The 16,802-nt window shown below is 48.2% G+C and carries 16 protein-coding genes and 1 riboswitch; all 16 genes read right to left on the bottom strand.

Going from position 1 to position 16,802, the window contains the following annotated elements:
• Positions 1-159: 159 nt before the first annotated feature.
• Positions 160-624, bottom strand: a complete 465-nt coding sequence (gene ribE / locus NST83_RS14465) for a 6,7-dimethyl-8-ribityllumazine synthase (protein WP_342414710.1) — start codon at positions 622-624, stop codon at positions 160-162.
• A 46-nt stretch (positions 625-670) separates the two neighbouring features.
• Positions 671-1,363, bottom strand: a complete 693-nt coding sequence (gene ribB, locus NST83_RS14470; protein ID WP_342414711.1) for a 3,4-dihydroxy-2-butanone-4-phosphate synthase — start codon at positions 1,361-1,363, stop codon at positions 671-673.
• 28 nt (positions 1,364-1,391) lie between these two features.
• Positions 1,392-2,057 carry a riboflavin synthase gene (gene ribE, locus NST83_RS14475; protein ID WP_342414712.1) on the bottom strand — a complete coding sequence of 222 codons (666 nt, stop codon included), beginning with the start codon at positions 2,055-2,057 and terminating at the stop codon, positions 1,392-1,394.
• 331 nt (positions 2,058-2,388) lie between these two features.
• Positions 2,389-2,562: riboswitch (FMN riboswitch) on the bottom strand.
• 68 nt (positions 2,563-2,630) lie between these two features.
• Positions 2,631-3,098, bottom strand: a complete 468-nt coding sequence (locus NST83_RS14480) for an IDEAL domain-containing protein (protein WP_137063504.1) — start codon at positions 3,096-3,098, stop codon at positions 2,631-2,633.
• Between the two features lie 221 nt (positions 3,099-3,319).
• Positions 3,320-5,608 (bottom strand): thiamine pyrophosphate-dependent enzyme, encoded by a 2,289-nt coding sequence (locus NST83_RS14485; RefSeq protein WP_342414713.1) that lies wholly within the window; start codon positions 5,606-5,608, stop codon positions 3,320-3,322.
• Entirely contained in the window at positions 5,608-6,621 is a 1,014-nt protein-coding gene (locus tag NST83_RS14490; RefSeq protein WP_342414714.1) for a 2-oxoacid:acceptor oxidoreductase family protein, read from the bottom strand. The genes NST83_RS14485 and NST83_RS14490 overlap by 1 nt, the downstream gene beginning before the upstream one ends.
• Positions 6,622-6,870: 249 nt before the next feature.
• Positions 6,871-7,305 carry a peptidylprolyl isomerase gene (locus NST83_RS14495; protein ID WP_014282150.1) on the bottom strand — a complete coding sequence of 145 codons (435 nt, stop codon included), beginning with the start codon at positions 7,303-7,305 and terminating at the stop codon, positions 6,871-6,873.
• Positions 7,306-7,465: 160 nt separating this feature from the next.
• Positions 7,466-8,833, bottom strand: a complete 1,368-nt coding sequence (gene lysA / locus NST83_RS14500) for a diaminopimelate decarboxylase (protein WP_342414715.1) — start codon at positions 8,831-8,833, stop codon at positions 7,466-7,468.
• Between the two features lie 110 nt (positions 8,834-8,943).
• Complete coding sequence (locus tag NST83_RS14505; RefSeq protein WP_342414716.1) at positions 8,944-10,629, bottom strand: spore germination protein; 1,686 nt, start codon at positions 10,627-10,629, stop codon at positions 8,944-8,946.
• Between the two features lie 26 nt (positions 10,630-10,655).
• Positions 10,656-11,078, bottom strand: coding sequence for a stage V sporulation protein AB (locus tag NST83_RS14510; protein ID WP_137063878.1), 423 nt, complete (start codon positions 11,076-11,078; stop codon positions 10,656-10,658).
• Positions 11,078-11,731, bottom strand: a complete 654-nt coding sequence (locus NST83_RS14515; protein WP_342414717.1) for a stage V sporulation protein AA — start codon at positions 11,729-11,731, stop codon at positions 11,078-11,080. The genes NST83_RS14510 and NST83_RS14515 overlap by 1 nt, the downstream gene beginning before the upstream one ends.
• A gap of 174 nt (positions 11,732-11,905) precedes the next feature.
• On the bottom strand, positions 11,906-12,661 hold the full coding sequence (gene sigF / locus NST83_RS14520) for an RNA polymerase sporulation sigma factor SigF (protein WP_014282155.1): 756 nt from the start codon (positions 12,659-12,661) through the stop codon (positions 11,906-11,908).
• An 11-nt stretch (positions 12,662-12,672) separates the two neighbouring features.
• Positions 12,673-13,128, bottom strand: coding sequence for an anti-sigma F factor (gene spoIIAB / locus NST83_RS14525; protein WP_137063509.1), 456 nt, complete (start codon positions 13,126-13,128; stop codon positions 12,673-12,675).
• Positions 13,125-13,478 carry an anti-sigma F factor antagonist gene (gene spoIIAA, locus NST83_RS14530; protein WP_137063510.1) on the bottom strand — a complete coding sequence of 118 codons (354 nt, stop codon included), beginning with the start codon at positions 13,476-13,478 and terminating at the stop codon, positions 13,125-13,127. Before spoIIAA ends, spoIIAB begins: the two co-directional genes overlap by 4 nt.
• Before the next feature lie 96 nt (positions 13,479-13,574).
• Entirely contained in the window at positions 13,575-14,768 is a 1,194-nt protein-coding gene (locus NST83_RS14535) for a D-alanyl-D-alanine carboxypeptidase family protein (protein WP_137063511.1), read from the bottom strand.
• Positions 14,769-14,980: 212 nt separating this feature from the next.
• Positions 14,981-16,639: a glycosyl hydrolase family 28-related protein gene (locus NST83_RS14540; RefSeq protein WP_342414718.1), complete on the bottom strand. Its 1,659-nt coding sequence runs from the start codon at positions 16,637-16,639 to the stop codon at positions 14,981-14,983.
• Between the last annotated feature and the right edge of the window lie 163 nt (positions 16,640-16,802).

A 16,802-nucleotide genomic window follows, 5' to 3' on the forward strand; every position in this document is an offset into this window, starting at 1 on the left:
CCTTACTCCAATCATCATTCAACAATACCTTTCCCCGTTAGCACTTATGCTCGACTTTATCAATCCCTCTTTCTGTAGTATATACGTCATCGCCTTGCTTAACAATCCAATCCCATTTTCCGGCTATAGTTATGCCGTTCCATTCAGATGTTCACAAAATTAAAACTGCTTGCCCAGATTCGCCATCTCAATCGCAGCCAGCGCTGAATCCCAGCCTTTATTACCAGCCTTCGTACCTGCACGCTCAATAGCCTGCTCTATGTTTTCCGTCGTCACTACACCGAAAATAACAGGCACACCTGTTTTCAGACTGCTTGCCGCCACACCCTTGGCCACTTCATTGCAGACGATATCATAATGCGAGGTAGAACCACGAATCACCGTACCCAGCGTAATAACAGCATCGTATTTACCGCTTGCAGCCATTTTTTGAGCAATTAGTGAAATTTCAAAAGCGCCTGGCACCCAGGCCACATCAATCTCATCTTCCCCCGCTCCATGCCGCTGAAGTGCGTCGATTGCACCACTTAACAGCTTACTCGTAATAAACTCATTAAACCGGCCCACTACAATACCATACTTCAAACCATCCGATACGAGATTACCTTCCAGAAAACGTGCCATATGAATCAACCTCTCTTTTTTAAAATAATGAGTTGCAAAACTGTACTTACAATGACATACGACGACGATAATCAATCAAATCCTGAATACTGATCAGCTTCAAATGATGACGCTTGGCGATCACTGCCAAATCAGGTACCCGAGCCATGGACCCATCTTCCTTTATAATTTCGCAAATGACCCCGGCGGGTTTGGAGCCGCAGAGCCGGGCCAGATCAACAGCCGCCTCGGTATGACCCGCACGCTGCAAAACACCCCCATCGTGGGCGATCAGCGGAAACATGTGACCTGGCTTGCGGAAATCACTTCCTGTGGCTGTTTCGTCGGTCAGCGCACGCACGGTCAATGAACGCTCGGCTGCTGAAATCCCCGTTGTCGTTTCTCTGTGATCCACCGACACGGTAAAGGCTGTGCCGTGGAAATCTGTATTTTGCTCCACCATCGGCTGCAATTCCAGTGCCTCGGCTCTTTGCCCTGTAATCGGCACACAGACCAACCCGCGGCCTTCGGTAATCATGAAATTAATGACCTCGGGGGACGCCTTTTCAGCCAGAGCGATAAAATCGCCTTCGTTTTCCCGTTGCTCATCATCCACCACGATCACGACTTTACCGTTCTTTAGTTCCTCCAGCGCTTCTTCAATGGAATCCAGACGAATTTCCATTTCCTGCTCCAACACACCATACTCCACGACGTCAGCCACTATGTTTGAATGGCTCTCTCTACTCCCGCTTTCCATTACGCTTTCCTCCTTATTTCTTATGGCATCAGGCAAAGCCGTGCTTCGCCAAATAATCCAGACTCATAGGAGCTTTCTCTGTTCCCTCCGTCACTGCTAATTTTCCGTAGTTCAAAAGCTGCTCCACATATTTGCCTAAGATGTCGCATTCAATATTGACGGAGTCTCCCTCACGTTTGGCCTGCAAGGCCGTCTCGGATAAAGTATGGGGGATGATAGATACGGCAAAGGTATCTCCCGTGCGCTGGGCAACCGTAAGGCTGATACCGTCGAGAGTAATCGAGCCTTTGAGAAGAATATATTTGAATATTGCCTGATCAGTAGGAGCGACTTCATACACAACCGCATTCTGGTCTGAGGTCACCCGACGAATCGTGCCCGTTCCATCCACATGTCCTTGTACGATATGCCCTCCGAACCTGCCGTTCGCCACCATAGCCCGTTCCAAATTGACCTGGCTACCGGATTTCAGCTCCTTCAAATTACTGCTGCGAAAGGTTTGCGGCATCACGTCTACCTTAAAATTCTTAGTACCCACCTGTGTTGCGGTCAGACAAACACCATTCACGGAAACACTGTCTCCTATTTTCAAATCGCCCAATACCACAGCACCTGTAATGCCCAGCACCATCGCTTCTCCGCTTCTGGAAATCTGCTGAATCCGTCCCACCTCCTCGACCAATCCGGTAAACATGCCTTCACTCCTTTCCATCTAAAGTTCAGTTTATTCCTGATTCATCAGGGTAAGCGCAAAAAACCCCCAGTCCGGATCATATCCGTCATGGGGGTGATGAGAGTCGAATTTGCAGTATGCAAGCGCAGTCCATATACATCCTGAGACCACATGAATAACAAGCTTGCCAATAGAAAGCATGAATGTGCATACGACCAAATACGCTCAGAAGCATCTCCGAAAAAAGCTTGAAGAACAAGCAATCTTCCGTATGCTATCTGCAACGAAATAAGCCGTACGTACCATTACGTATGCTAAAAATCGGCACATGTCACGTCATGCACATGCGCTTCGTATCCTTCTCCCATCCAGACTATACTGTCGGTCCCGGAATTGCACCAGGTCCACCGTCTGCTGATCGTTCAGCATCCGGGTCACGGACTAAGCCGCGCTGTTCATCGCAGAAGCTATGTACAGACACGTCATCACCGCCGGTGGGGAATTGCGCCCCGCCCCGAAGGATCTTGCTCTTATTTAATTGAATTAGCATTAAACTTGTTACGTATATTAGCACCGACTTCTAAAAAAAGCAAGTTATCGGATAGAAGCTCCTGCTTTTGTTTTAACATATTGGCTGGAAAGCTCCTCAAACCAGGTTTTATCATTCATATGAAGCGCCAGATCAATCAGATCAGCCAGTTCTTCCAGGCCGAGCTGTGTAGCATGGTCAAAGGTAATAACCGCTGAAGCCGTGGGTCCGTGACCTCCTTCAGAGCATGCGTCATAATCCAACCGTACCTCAACATGCCCGTCAATAAACTCACATTTTAGAAAATAAATAATTTCACACATTAATATCGGACGCACCTGCGTCTCCAGCACACAATCCATCACCTTGGCGGAATAATGCTGGTTCGTCAGCGTGAATTTGTGATCCGTCGCTGCCAGCGATGTCCGTCCAAAGTCATACGTAAATTTCAGTTCCACTGGCGTGATATTCATGACCTTGGGTATTTGCTTCTTTATAATTTCGATTATTTCAACTGTATTCAGCTTAATCATACCTGCACCTCATTGCATCTTAAAATTCAGAGAAAGCTCTAATTCAATATGTTTCACGTAGGCCTTCACTCCTATATCGGAAATCATTACCTGATTTTTTATGCTTCATCCCATAAACGACAAAAAAGATTCTTCGCGCAACAAGCGCAAAGAATCTTGATCGTACCGGTGCCGCAATATCTTATAACAATGTTCAAATTTTATTATGCAAAAAAATTGGATTATAGCTCCGAAATTTCATGTTTCTTTTTCAGGATACTCCAGCGGCGTTCAATCTCCTGCTCAAAGGTAGCCAGCGTGGCTTCCTCCTTGAGAAGATGTTTTGTTTTGCCCATTAATTTGAGCCATTCTGCGGCTGGAATCCGTTTTCCCTTGTCCTCCGGATTGTACGTAATCGTCGTACTGCCTTGCTCAATCTCGTACAGCGGGAAAAAGCAAGACTCCACAGCTGCACCCACAATGCTGGTACCCAGTCTATCCTCGGATTTCCAGTTCAGTGGACAGGCGCACAGGATTTTACCATAGGCCGTTCCCACGTTATTGGCATACCATTGTGCCTTGGCCGCTTTACGCAGCATATCCTGCGGATGGCTTTCCGCTGCCGTGAAGGCATATGGAATATTGCAGGCAGCCATAATTTGCACCGTATCCTTGTGGTGACCCTGCTTGCCTTTTTGCATTTTCCCTACGCCTGATGTGCTTGTCATGTGACCTACCGGAGTCGAGTACGATTGCTGCGAGCCTGTATTCATGTAGCCCTCATTATCATATTCCAGCATGATCAGCTTATGATTACGCAGTGCAGCCCCGATAGCCGACCCCATGCCAATATCCATCCCGCCGTCACCACTGATCATTATAAAGGTCGGGTCATCTGCCATCTCAATCTCATTGCGGCGCTTCATCTCCATATAAGCCTCCAGCGCTCCAGAGAGTGTAGCAGCCCCATTTTGAAAAAGATTATGAATCATAGGCTGCTTGTGTGATGTATACGGATAACCTGTCGTCACCACGTATACGCAGCCTGTTTGGAACAGCACGACGATATCGCCTTCGATGCCTTTGAAAAACAGCTCCAGCGCAGACAACGCTCCACAGCCCGGACACGCCCCATGACCCGGTGTGAGACGGCGTGGTTTGGTCGTCAGCGAGCGCAGCGGCGGTACCTTGACCTTGAGCTTGCCGGTCGCCTCATCCGGCGTCACCTGAATCAGACCGGTACGGTATGCATCCCCCCGTGGCGGCTGCATAACCTGCGGCATGACCTTGTCCGGGGACCCTGGATTAAGCCCGTAATAATCAAATGGCTTCACGATCCGTCCGGCTTCCGCCGCCTCAATCGCAAGCTGGAAGAACGCCTCAGCGTCTTCCGCATAAAAATCCTTGCCGCCCAAGCCAAAGATGCGGCACAATACAAGCGTCCGGTTCAGCGGGTCCTCCTGCAAGGCCGCCTTGATTTCGTGCGTCAAATTACCGCCATCGGCGCCGTACGAATCCGCACGTTCACCCACCAGCAGCGCCTTGACATGGCGCAATGTCTCACGCAGCTGCGCGGCCGGAAGCGGTCGAATGATATTCGGACGAATCACACCAGCCTTAATGCCACGCGCGCGGAGCTGATCGGCTACATCCTTGGCCGATTCAGCCGCTGAATTCAACAGGAATATTGCAACCTCGGCATCCTCCATATGATAGAGATCCAAAATCGGATATTCCCGCCCGGATAATGCGGCATATTCTGCGGCTACCTGCTCATATACTCCTTCTGACCGCTTTAACGCCTCGGATAACTGAGCATGATTATTCGTCAGGTCATCGCCATTCATATGCGCCCCGACAGTAACCGGATGGTCAAAATCGGAAATATTCGGATAATTCAGATTCGGATTTGGCCCCACAAAACCACGCACAGTTTCGGCATCAGCAAAATATTGCACCTTACGCTTCTGATGGGACGTGTAAAAACCGTCATAAGCGACCATCACAGGCAGTCTAACATCGCTGTGCTCTGCGATTTTCAGCGCCATGATGTTCATATCATACACAGCCTGCGGCGTACTTGCGGTCAAAATCACCCAGCCTGTATTCAAACCATAATACAAGTCTGAGTGATCCCCACGGATATCCAGCGGGCCACTGATAGCCCGGGTCACCAGATTCATAACCATAGGAAAACGAGTGCCTGACTGCACAGGCAACTGCTCCAGCATATACAGGAAGCCTTGCGAACTTGTTGCATTCACAACCCTCGCTCCCGCTGCGGCAGCACCATAGCATATCCCTGCCGATCCATGCTCACCGTCTGCTGCAACCAGCTTAATGTCATGCTGACCTCTCGTTCTCATCTGATCCAGATATTGCGCCACCTCGGTCGAGGGTGTGATCGGAAAATATCCCATCATATGATAATTGATCTGCGCAGCCGCCGTAGCCGCCATTTCATTGCCGGATTCGAACGTTGTCACCTGTGCGGCGCCTGTCTGCTTGAGCTCCTCCTCCAGTTTCGCCATTACACACGGCCTCCTTCATATACCGGAAATTGATGGGCAACCCGATGCTGCTCCGCCCATCCCCATTGCTCACGACGCGAGCTTAATGCCCCCGACGGGCAAATATCTACGCATTTCAAGCATCCTTTGCAATACTGGTAATCAATCCCTTGCAAAAATGGCAGCATTCTTCCCCGTTTGTCCGCCTGCTCTTCCCATACAAAACAGTAATCCGGGCAAATCGAATCACACTTGGCACAATGTGTACATTTATCAGCTTCATATTCAGGCACAAAGCCCTGACGTGAACCGCTGACATCTCTCGTCATGCTGTTTCCCTGCGTGGCTATAATACCTCCCGAGGGTTGTGTTTCATAGCCCAGCAAAGGCTGCGGCCGTTCAAAAATGTGATCCTGGGCAGCGTTTGTAACTGGATATACGTGCAGTTCCATTTCCTCAAAGCCCCGGTTAAACGTACGCAAATTAGGCTCCACCAGTTGTGGATTTTTCTTCTCAAACGTACTGCGAATGACCGATCTCATCGCCTCCGGATCTAAAAAATCACAGACACGGAACAGCGCACCCAACATGGACGTGTTCAGCTTGGTCCGCTCCTCCAGTGCGATTCCCATCGCATCCACTACCGCCAGCGTACCGGATACTAGCCCCAAATCAGCCCGTATTTCCTCTGCCGGACGCGTGGAATTGACCACAACGATCCCATCCGCTGGAAGCCCACTGATGACATTGACCGTTTTGTACAATGTTTCATGAAAAATACCTACCACATGCGGTTGCTCGATCGGACTGTGATCACGGATATCGACCCCGGGATCACAAAAGCGTACAAAGCTTTTGACCGGGGTTCCCTTTTTTTCCGAACCGTAGGACGCGAAATTGGAAGCATTTAGCCCCAGACCAAGCACGCCCGTTTCGGCCAGCATTTTTCCAGCCAGATTAGCGCCGAGTCCACCAATGGATTCCAGCCGGATTTCAAAAAATCCAAGTCGATTTGTGCGTGTTAATATAGACAAAGTGATAAGCCCCCTTCTTTTGCAACCATTACTGTGCTGTAAAACTCATAACTAAAAATGGAAAATGCATTCTAATGAAAAGGCTATCACAACACTTACTTTTCGAATGTGATTTTATTCACTTCAAGACCCGCATGTACGCGAAAATCAGCAAACCGTCAAACAAAAGACAACAAAAAGCCGCTCTGTCCAAAGACAGAACGGCTTAGGTGTAACGTTATACAAAAAGATCATGCATTTAACGGTATATTACGCGTCAAATACTTTAACCTCTTTCATTTTGTCGCCTTGTTTTACAGCATCAATGAATTCCATACCTTTGGTCACTTGACCAAATACAGTATGTACTCCATCCAAATGCGGCTGTGGAGCGTAACAGATAAAGAACTGGCTTCCGCCTGTGTTACGGCCTGCATGCGCCATGGACAGAACGCCCTTGGCATGCTTCGTTGTGTTCGTAGCTGTTTCGCAGTCGATTGTGTAGCCAGGGCCGCCTGTGCCTGTTCCATTAGGACAACCACCTTGGGCAACAAAGCCTGGAATTACACGGTGAAAGCTCAAGCCGTTGTAGTAGCCGCTGTTTGCCAGCTTTTCAAAGTTAGCAACCGTGTTTGGCGCTTCTTCTGGAAAAAAATCAATTTCGACGATACCGCCATTTTCAAGATCTATTCTACCTTTTTTCATTGTTTGTAGCTCCTTTTCAACCTGTTTTGAAAGCTAAATAGCATCAAGTTCCAGTTTACTATGAATTGCCGCTCTTAGCAAAGCCTTGTCCAAAAAAGAGACCATTATCCCCGGTATATCACTTCCGGCTAAATGGTCTACTTCGTCACGCTTATCAAAATCAGGAAGAAACCGTTATCTTGGCATTGGGATGAACCGATGAACCGGCTTGGTCACGAACCAGGCGCTGTGGCACGACATCATTCCGAACGATATCCTCATAGCTTTCCCGGCGCACCACCAGCTCGGCCTCACCATTGTTTACAAATACAACCGCTGGTCGGCGTATCCGGTTATAATTACTCGCCATAGAATAATTGTAGGCTCCGGTTGAAGCAACAGCGAGCAAATCCCCGTTGGTCGGACGCGGCAGCTCCACATCCCAAATGAGCATATCGCCGCTTTCACAGCATTTGCCCGCAATGGATACCGTCTCCTCGTTCGCATCGTACGCTCGGTTAGCCAGCATGGCTTCATACCTCGCCTGATATAGCGCTGGACGCGGATTATCCGTCATTCCACCGTCCACCGAGACGTATTTCCGTACCTGCGGAATATCCTTGATACTTCCTACCGTGTATAAGGTTGTGCCTGAATCGCCCACAATACTGCGTCCCGGCTCAATCCAGATTTCTGGAAGCTCATCATAAAGCCCGGAAAAATGAGTTTTTACCGCTTCGCCGATAGCCTGCACATAAGTGGAAATTTTCAGTGGTGTATCCTCTTCTGTGTAACGAATGCCAAATCCCCCACCTAGATTAATAACCTTGAAAGAAAACTGAAGCTGTTCCTTGATTTCTCTGCAAAAAGCGGCAACCCGTTCGGCAGCCATTTGGAAGCCGTTCACTTCAAAAATTTGCGATCCGATATGGGAATGTACCCCCAGTAAGTTCAGATGATCCAGCCTGATAACCTGCTCCACCGCATGGCGTGCTGTACCGTTCGCAATGTCAAAACCGAACTTTGAATCCTCTTGCCCTGTGGCCATATATTCGTGCGTATGCGCTTCAACCCCCGGTGTAACCCGCAATAAAATATTTACCTGCTGTTTCCGCTCGGAGGCAAGGGCCTGAAGCAAATGCAGTTCCATCTCGCTGTCGACCACGAAGCAACCAATTTGCGCATCTAGCGCCATTTCAATTTCTTCCGGTGTTTTGTTGTTGCCGTGAAAATGGATTCGCTCTGCCGGAAATCCAGCTTGCATCGCGGTGAACAGTTCTCCACTGGAAACGACGTCGAGCGACATCCCTTCTTCTGCAGCCAAAGCACACATCGCCATTACGCAAAATGCTTTGCTTGCATAAGCGACTTGAAACTTCAAGCCGGTTTCACGAAAAGCTTCTATAAACTCCCGGCAACGCTGGCGTACTAACTGTTCATCTACAATATATAGCGGTGTTCCAAAACGCTCCTTCAAAAACGTTGTATCACATCCGCCAATCTCCAAATGTCCATTGCTGTTAATTTTACTGCTTCCATGCAAATACATGTTCTGGCGCCTCTCTTTCTGGAACAAACAAGTCATATTCCATCGAATGTTAACACCAGTATAGCAAAAAAAGCATCAAGAAGAATGGATTTTTATGCAGATCATTTATATTAATGTTCTTGCCTGTTGCCAGAGTTCGAATCCGTGCTTGCATCCGTGTTCGGCATACGCGTATTGTCCCGCGTTTTGTTAGATGATGGACGGTTAGGCGCATTCAGCACAGGCATACGGAACAAGATGGAAGCCATCGCCTTGGCATTAAAAGGAATGAACGGCCACAGGTAGGAAGAGTTATATGACCGATGCAGCGTCAGCATCAAAATGATCAGTGTCGTGCCTACAATAAAACCCGGAACGTGGAAAATAGCCACAGCGATCAGCAAAAACAGCCGGATGAGCCGATTCGCCAATCCCAATTCATAGCTCGGCGTTGCAAACATCCCGATAGCAGCCACAGCCATATACAGCACAACTTCGTTGACGAAAAGTCCCGTTTTGACCGCAATATCCCCGACCAAAATGGCGGCGATCAAGCCCATCGCGGAAGCCAGTGGTGTCGGTGTATGGACAGCCGCCATGCGCATTAGATCGACCCCTAGCTCCACAATGATGAACTGGGCAATTAACGGTAGATGGGCTTCCTTTTGAGGACCGATAAAATCGAGAAACGCCGGTTTTAGCTCGGGATTGATGACCATAAGCAGCCACATCGGAAGCAAAAACATCGAGGCAAAAATTCCTATAAAGCGAACCCAGCGCAAATAGCTCCCCATAAAAGCCGTTTGCCGATTCTCTTCTGCATGCTGACAAAGGTCAAAAAAGGTGGTAGGCAAGATCATCACGCTGGGTGAGGTATCGACGAAAATAACGACTCGCCCTTCCATAATATGCGAAGCCACGACATCTGGTCGCTCCGAATACCGTACTAATGGATATGGATTCCAACCTTTATTAATTATCGTCTCCTCTAATTGCTTATCCGCCAGCGGGATGCCGTCCAGATCGACGTTTTTAATTTTGTCGCGTACGGTATCCACCATCACTTTATCCACGATATCATCAATGTAGCCCAAGCATACGTCTGTCCGGGTGCGACGCCCAACCTGCATCGCCTCAAATTTAAGGCCGGGGTCCCGCAAACGGCGGCGAACCAGACCCACATTTGTCAGCATCGTCTCTGTAAAGCCGTCACGGGCACCGCGTACGACGCGCTCCAGTGACGGCTCTTCGGGATTGCGTACCGGGTAATTACGGGTGTCCAAAATGATCGAAAAGCGCTCACCTTCCATAAAAAAGGCGCTATAGCCTGTCAGCACCTTATTGATGACAACTGACATTTTGTCCGTCTTTTCCACCTGAATATGCGGAATATAATTTTCAAAATACGATTGCAGTCCGTCCGTAGACAAATCATCCGGTGTCAGATAGGTGAGCCGCTTTAGCACTTCAACCATGACCAGGTCCTTGGCAAAGGTATTCAGAAACAGATAGCCGATATGACGCCCGCCTAGTGTCATCTCCCTGAATACGACATCAAAGGTCTCTCCCAGACCGATTACTGTTTTGAGTGTTTCCTGATTTTCCTTCATTCTTGGCGATATATCATCCTTAGCCTGCCAATAAAGAACGGATTCCTCTACGTTATCAGAACGCTCACTCTCTTTTTTATGCTTAAAATCTGCTGACTCCTGTGCCTGCCTTTTTTTCCACGGGCTCATCTCTTCCTTGCCAGCAGTATGACCTTCATTCCCGATGACTCCGTCCTCCTGATGTTCTTGATCCGGTGTATGCTCCATATCTCTTGCCCCCTTCACTTTCCTTGTTAACGGTTGTATACGAACCAGTCAAAAAACGAACCCGTCACCTTACCCAGCACCATCGCCATCAGCAGACCAAACATATACACGGTCATATGGAGACGTTTGGCGAGTATAGGCAAGAGATTCAGTACCTCCGTCAATGCTGCGGCAAGTAAACCGATAAACACTCCGCAAAACAACCCGGGTATCCATGTAAGTACGCCCGGCAACGGCAAGCATATATTCCAAAAATCGGCCACCGTTCCCACCACTGAACCCAAAATCATAGACTTTTCGTACGCTCGTGATTGGTTATAGGTACGGGTAAGCTGTGCAAGCCTGGGAATCATATCCAGCACAATAAAAAGTGCGATCACGCCACCACCCACCGCAACGCCTCCGGCGATACCTAAAATGATCTGAAGTGCACCCTGTACATACATCATCATCGACGCTTATCCTTCGTAGGCATGCGGGCCATCTTTTCATATTCCTCCGCCACTACGTACTGATCCACATTTTCCTGATACAGATACATTTCCACTTCCAGCGGCGTTGGCTCCTCGTTCCATTTTTTTTTAAACAAATGATTAAAGAACACGATCATACCGAAGCCGATGCCGATCGAATACGCAATCTGGAAGAGATATGGATGCTCATCCTTGTGTCCGGTAATCATTTCAACAATCCGCACCTGCACCTCCATCATGCTGACGTCAGCGTGGAAATTCATAATCGTAAGCGCAGATCCAAAGAACAGAAGCAACCATACCAGAACAAACAATATTCTGGATGGCTTACGCGGTTTCTCCACGATTTCCACAAGCACATGCGGCTTGCCGAGAGATTCCACGACGACACCCGGAATGCGTTCTCTAATTTTCGAAATGATTTGCAACATGTCCACCAGTATCAGATTACCGTCCTGCTGCTGCGGTCGCTTAAGAACAAGCTCCAGCAGATCGTTTTCCCATTCGGGATCTGCCAGCAGATGGGCTACATCTCCCAAACGCAAGTCATGCCCCTGTGACATGCGTACACGACTGCGGAGACGTAAATAGACTATGGGAGCCACTGTAGGAGCCGGATTATGAGTCATCCGATCCCCTCCTTATCCTCGTAATTACCGTTTAGTATGAGGCGAAGCCATGAAACATATTCTGTGCCCTTTCTTTTTCTCAACGCAAAAAGGGTATCCCCGACCGCTAACATGGCTTGGGAGTACCCTTTGGAATTACGTTTCATGAGAATTCAGCAAAAATTCTCACAGATATTATTGAGCAATCTGATCACGAATCGACTGTAAAATCTTTTTTTCCAGCCGCGATACCTGCACCTGGGAAATACCAAGACGGCTTGCGACCTCTGATTGGGTCTGATCGCGATAATAACGCAAATATACAATGAGCCGTTCCCGCTCAGTCAGCCCACCGATAGCCTCATTCAGCGCCAGCTTGTCGAACCATCGCTCCTGCGATTCATCAGCAATCTGATCCATCAGCGTAATCGGATCACCGTCATTTTCGAACACGGTTTCGTGAATCGAGGTTGGCGGCTTGTTAGCCTCCTGGGCAAAAACAACATCCTCTGGTGTAACTCCCAGTTCATCTGCGACTTCCTTGATCGTAGGTAAACGGTTCAGCCGTTTGGATAGCTCGTCCTTCATTTTGCGGACCTTATTGGCCGTCTCCTTTAAGGAGCGGCTAACCTTGAGCGTGCCGTCATCGCGCAGAAAACGTTGAATTTCCCCAATAATCATCGGGACCGCATATGTTGAAAATTTGACTTCATAGCTTAGATCGAATTTGTCCACCGATTTTAACAAACCGATGCAGCCGATCTGAAAAAGATCGTCAGGTTCATATCCCCGGTTCATAAAGCGCTGCACGACAGACCAGACGAGCCGGATATTACTATTGACCAGTGTCTCACGGGCATCATTATCACCGGATTGACTCAGTGCAATGAGCCGTTTGACTTCCGCATCCTCCAAATAGCTGTTCGAAGTTTTTTTTCCTCCCGCTTCCATAGGATCAACCCCTAATTATACAAAGCTTTCTTGGATTCAATCCTTTTCTTCATCCGGACCGACGTGCCTCCGCCCGGCTCACTGACTGCTTCAAACTCATCCATGAAGTTTTCCATTATGGTAAAACCCATACCGGACCGTTCCAATTCAGGCTTCGACGTATACAGTGGCTGCTTCGCCAGCTCCAAATCCTCAATCCCTCTTCCTGCATCTTCAATCACCAATGTAACCATGTCCGTTTCAATCCCGACCTTGATCGTCACGACTCCGGACGGATCGCTGTCATAGCCGTGAATAATACTGTTTGTCACCGCCTCGGACACCACGGTTTTCAGATCACTTAGCTCGTCCATCGTAGGATCAAGCCGGGAAATAAAGGCAGCGACAGCGACGCGGGCAAACGCTTCATTCTCGGATTTGGCGGCAAACTGCAAGCTCATGAAATTGTTTCCCGTACTTTCTCTCATGACACCACCTCCAGTTCCGTGAGCGCATTTCCCTCATCTTCATATACAGGCATGATTTTAAACAGGCCTGACATATCCAGTAGTCGGTGTACCGGCGGATTGACATCACAGACAGCCATCTTCCCGCCCTTCTGTTTAATCAGCTTGTAACGTCCCAAGATAACGCCAAGGCCGGAGCTGTCCATAAACTGGAGATTTTTCAGGCTGAGCACAATATGCTCGCATTGGCGGCGCTGAATCGCCTCATCCATTTGCATACGGACCATGTCCGACGTATGGTGATCAAGCTCACCGGACAGCCTTACAATCAGTACCCCCCGGTGATGCTCCATTTCAATTTGCAGGTTCATGCTTACTCACTCTCCTCCCGGTCTTGGACAAGGATTTCTACGCAGCCGCAGACGATTCCTGCCCTCCGACAAAACTAGAAGAAAACCCCTTAAAATCTACAAAGAAAACAGGTTCGACATGGTACGTTTAAACAATTTCCACCATCCAGCCTTCTCCACCGCTACGGGTGCGGTTATGTTAAACTCCTTGAGCCGTTTACCATCCTGATAGACAACCAGCTTGCCGACCGGATCTCCTGCACGGACAGGAGCTTTCAGACTTGGAGCGAGTTGCAGTTCATGACGCAGCGTTTCCTTCGTTCCTCCTTTTTTCACCAGTACACTGTAGGAACGATCTGCCTGAATTTTCAGCTCCGGCAGTACACCCTTCTCGACTTTTACGCTTCCCAGCAGGTCACCCGGCTTGTACACTGATTTCATTGTGTATTGGGAAAAAGCATAATCGAACATGGAAGATACTTCATTGTTACGTGTTTTAGTATTCGGTTCGCCAAGTACAACAGCGACTACACGCATACCATCACGTTTGGCCGTAGCGGAAAGGCAAAATTTCGCTTCCCCTGTATAGCCTGTTTTCAGCCCGTCCGCTCCTGTATAGAAACGAACCAGCTTATTCGTATTCACCAACCAAAACGGCTTGGCCGAGGATTTGCGTAAATAGTCCTGATACGCTCCTGTATATTTTGTAATTTGAGGATATTTCAACAGTTCACGGCTCATGACCGCAATATCATGCGCAGAAGAATAGTGATTTTTTACCGGCAAACCATTGCAATTGGCAAAATGGGTATCCTTTAAACCAAGCTGCTGCGCCTTCGCATTCATCAATTCGACAAAAGCCTGCTCAGAACCCGCAATTTTCTCAGCCATCGCCACGGAAGCATCGTTGCCGGAAGCCATCGCCACTCCCTTAAGCATCTCATCGACCGTCATTTCTTCTCCCGGCTCCAGAAAAATTTGCGATCCGCCCATCGAAGCCGCATATTCGCTGGCCCGTACTTTATCGGTCAGCTTGAGTTTGCCGTCATGAACAGCCTCCATCGTTAGCAGCATAGTCATAATTTTGGTAATGCTCGCCGGAGGAAGCTTTTCACGGCTATTTTTTTCATAGATGACTGTACCCGTATCCGCATCCATCAGAATTGCCGAGAGAGCCTCAGGAGCCAGCTCGGCCGCAGAACCCTCCCTGGGCTTGCTTTCAGGTTTGCTTTCCTCGGCCCAACTACCGACGGGGACAGCAGTCAAGGCTACCAGACAAGCCAGGATGAATGCTACCACTTTTTTCTTCACAATCGGTTCCCTCCTCAACATATTGGCGTAAAGCACCGGAGCCCGTAAGCTTACTCTTCCGGCCTATTCATGTGCTGCTAACCATTGTCGTCAGATTGGATGAAAAATATTCCATACGCCTGAAAACATCAAATAGCACCAAGCTGGGTCAGCATGGTGCGGATTTTTCAAATTTAGAATGAAAGAACGTCTATCATCTGCGTGACAGCGACTTACATTCGGCTGATCGTGAGGTACGTAAGTCCTCCACCCGGTAAAATATCCGTTTTATTTTGGCTGAACACCCGTATATCAATAAAAGAATCCGCCTCCAGCTTCAGTTCAATCGTTCCACTCAAAGCACTGTAGTTCAGTCCGCCAATCACCCGATCATCGAGATAAGCATACGCCGAGCTGCCGGCAACCTGTTGATCATTCACATGGAGCGCCAACCGTGTACGATTGCCATCCACTTGAGGATCGGTTGAAATATAGGCTTGTATTCTGTACTTACCAGCTTGTTTGGCCCGCCAACGGCTGCCCGTCGCCTCAAACTCGGTCAGTTCATCAAAGCTGATCTGGTTGAAGTTTACCTTCTGCCAACTGCCTGCGAGGATACTTTGTCTTGCTCCCAGATAGGCTTTGACAAAAGTTTTATCCAAAAGCTCGATTCCGTTGTTCGAATATTTCTCGACTAGCAGCAAGGCTTGCCCTGTCCCGTTGTTTTTATAATAACGGTTATCCGCGTAATTGAAATCCAAATGCGAGCGAAGTGTTGCCTGCTGCGTGGATGAACTGCCGGAGAAGGAAACCAGATTCCTCAAATTGCGTGGATATCCACCCACCTCATCCACTAAAATTTTTTTGCCAATGACCACATCTACAAAATAGTCACATACTGACCCGTAAGTGTCGCCGTTATCGTCCTTGAATTTGTCCGCGATGGCTAAAATGGAGTCGCGAAGAGCGACATTCTTCGTCTCCTTCGTGGCCCCAATTTGAATAAAAGATGGAACCGTCACTCTATGTTCTAAGCTCAGCCCCTCAAACCAGCAGCCTATAAATTCAGCATTCATAAAGTCATCAATTCGAATGGGGATATCACTTGAACTTCCGTCCTTAATGTGCTGGCTCGCCAAAAATCTCGCACCGTTGGAACTTTTCAGATCGAGCGCCGTATCATTCCCCAGTGTAAATAAAGCAAGGCTGGTAAACTGTGAACTTCTGTTCTGCAAGTGAATACCCGTTTTATTATAATTAATTTCCGTACAATTAAATAAATTCACATCGCTTTCGCATCCCCAAAAGGCCGTTTCAAAATGCTCAATCAACACATTATCCAGCGTAACTCCGCCGCCCTTCCAATCTTGGATGCCTAAAGTACCTTTTCCATAATATCCGCGCTTCACTTCCTGCGAAAAGGGATTATTTAATGCTGCTCGATTCGTTCCTTCGTAGCGGATGGCCAGGTCATGAAACTGCACATTTTGAAAGCCGCTAAACGATGAAAGACTCTCGTCTCCAATTTGAAAACAAGGACCCGTACCATAGTATTCAATCGACGTAACCCCCTTACCCTGTCGGTATCTTCCCTTATGAATGCCAAAAATGCGTACGCCCTGTTTGCGAATCTGAAGGGTGGAGGTTATTTTATATCGTCCACTGGGGATGTGAAGTATGGAATAGTCGGGAGTCTTATTGATCAGTTCCTGCAAAGCCACCGTATCGTCCTGAACACCGTCGCCTGCCGCTCCAAACCAACTGACATTTACACTGCGTTGGATAAATTCCTTTTCAATGCTTTTAAAATTTTCGTTTAATTGCTGCGGCGTTAGCTCTGTGCCCGTACCACTCAAATTCAACTTCAAACGATCTGTGAAACGATCCGTCACCCGAACACCCCCATTTATAAAAACATAGAAAATATATCTTTCAGACAGACTGAAGGATTTTGCATTTCCTTAACATGGACTGAGTATATGAACGGGACGGCTTGCTCTACACCTGAGAAAAATGAAAATTAAAAATTTTATCATTGTACAAAAGGATACAATT

It is taken from the genome of Paenibacillus sp. FSL R10-2782 (assembly GCF_038592985.1).
Lineage (GTDB): Bacteria > Bacillota > Bacilli > Paenibacillales > Paenibacillaceae > Paenibacillus > Paenibacillus terrae_C.

Bases quoted from the DNA above. Each gene is read 5' to 3' on its own strand.
- ribE (WP_342414710.1), bottom strand. From the start codon at position 624: ATGGCACGTTTTCTGGAAGGTAATCTCGTATCGGATGGTTTGAAGTAT.
- ribB (WP_342414711.1), bottom strand. From the start codon at position 1,363: ATGGAAAGCGGGAGTAGAGAGAGCCATTCAAACATAGTGGCTGACGTC.
- ribE (WP_342414712.1), bottom strand. From the start codon at position 2,057: ATGTTTACCGGATTGGTCGAGGAGGTGGGACGGATTCAGCAGATTTCC.
- NST83_RS14480 (WP_137063504.1), bottom strand. From the start codon at position 3,098: ATGATTAAGCTGAATACAGTTGAAATAATCGAAATTATAAAGAAGCAA.
- NST83_RS14485 (WP_342414713.1), bottom strand. From the start codon at position 5,608: ATGGCGAAACTGGAGGAGGAGCTCAAGCAGACAGGCGCCGCACAGGTG.
- NST83_RS14495 (WP_014282150.1), bottom strand. From the start codon at position 7,305: ATGAAAAAAGGTAGAATAGATCTTGAAAATGGCGGTATCGTCGAAATT.
- lysA (WP_342414715.1), bottom strand. From the start codon at position 8,833: ATGTATTTGCATGGAAGCAGTAAAATTAACAGCAATGGACATTTGGAG.
- NST83_RS14505 (WP_342414716.1), bottom strand. From the start codon at position 10,629: ATGGAGCATACACCGGATCAAGAACATCAGGAGGACGGAGTCATCGGG.
- NST83_RS14510 (WP_137063878.1), bottom strand. From the start codon at position 11,078: ATGATGTATGTACAGGGTGCACTTCAGATCATTTTAGGTATCGCCGGA.
- NST83_RS14515 (WP_342414717.1), bottom strand. From the start codon at position 11,731: ATGACTCATAATCCGGCTCCTACAGTGGCTCCCATAGTCTATTTACGT.
- sigF (WP_014282155.1), bottom strand. From the start codon at position 12,661: ATGGAAGCGGGAGGAAAAAAAACTTCGAACAGCTATTTGGAGGATGCG.
- spoIIAB (WP_137063509.1), bottom strand. From the start codon at position 13,128: ATGAGAGAAAGTACGGGAAACAATTTCATGAGCTTGCAGTTTGCCGCC.
- spoIIAA (WP_137063510.1), bottom strand. From the start codon at position 13,478: ATGAACCTGCAAATTGAAATGGAGCATCACCGGGGGGTACTGATTGTA.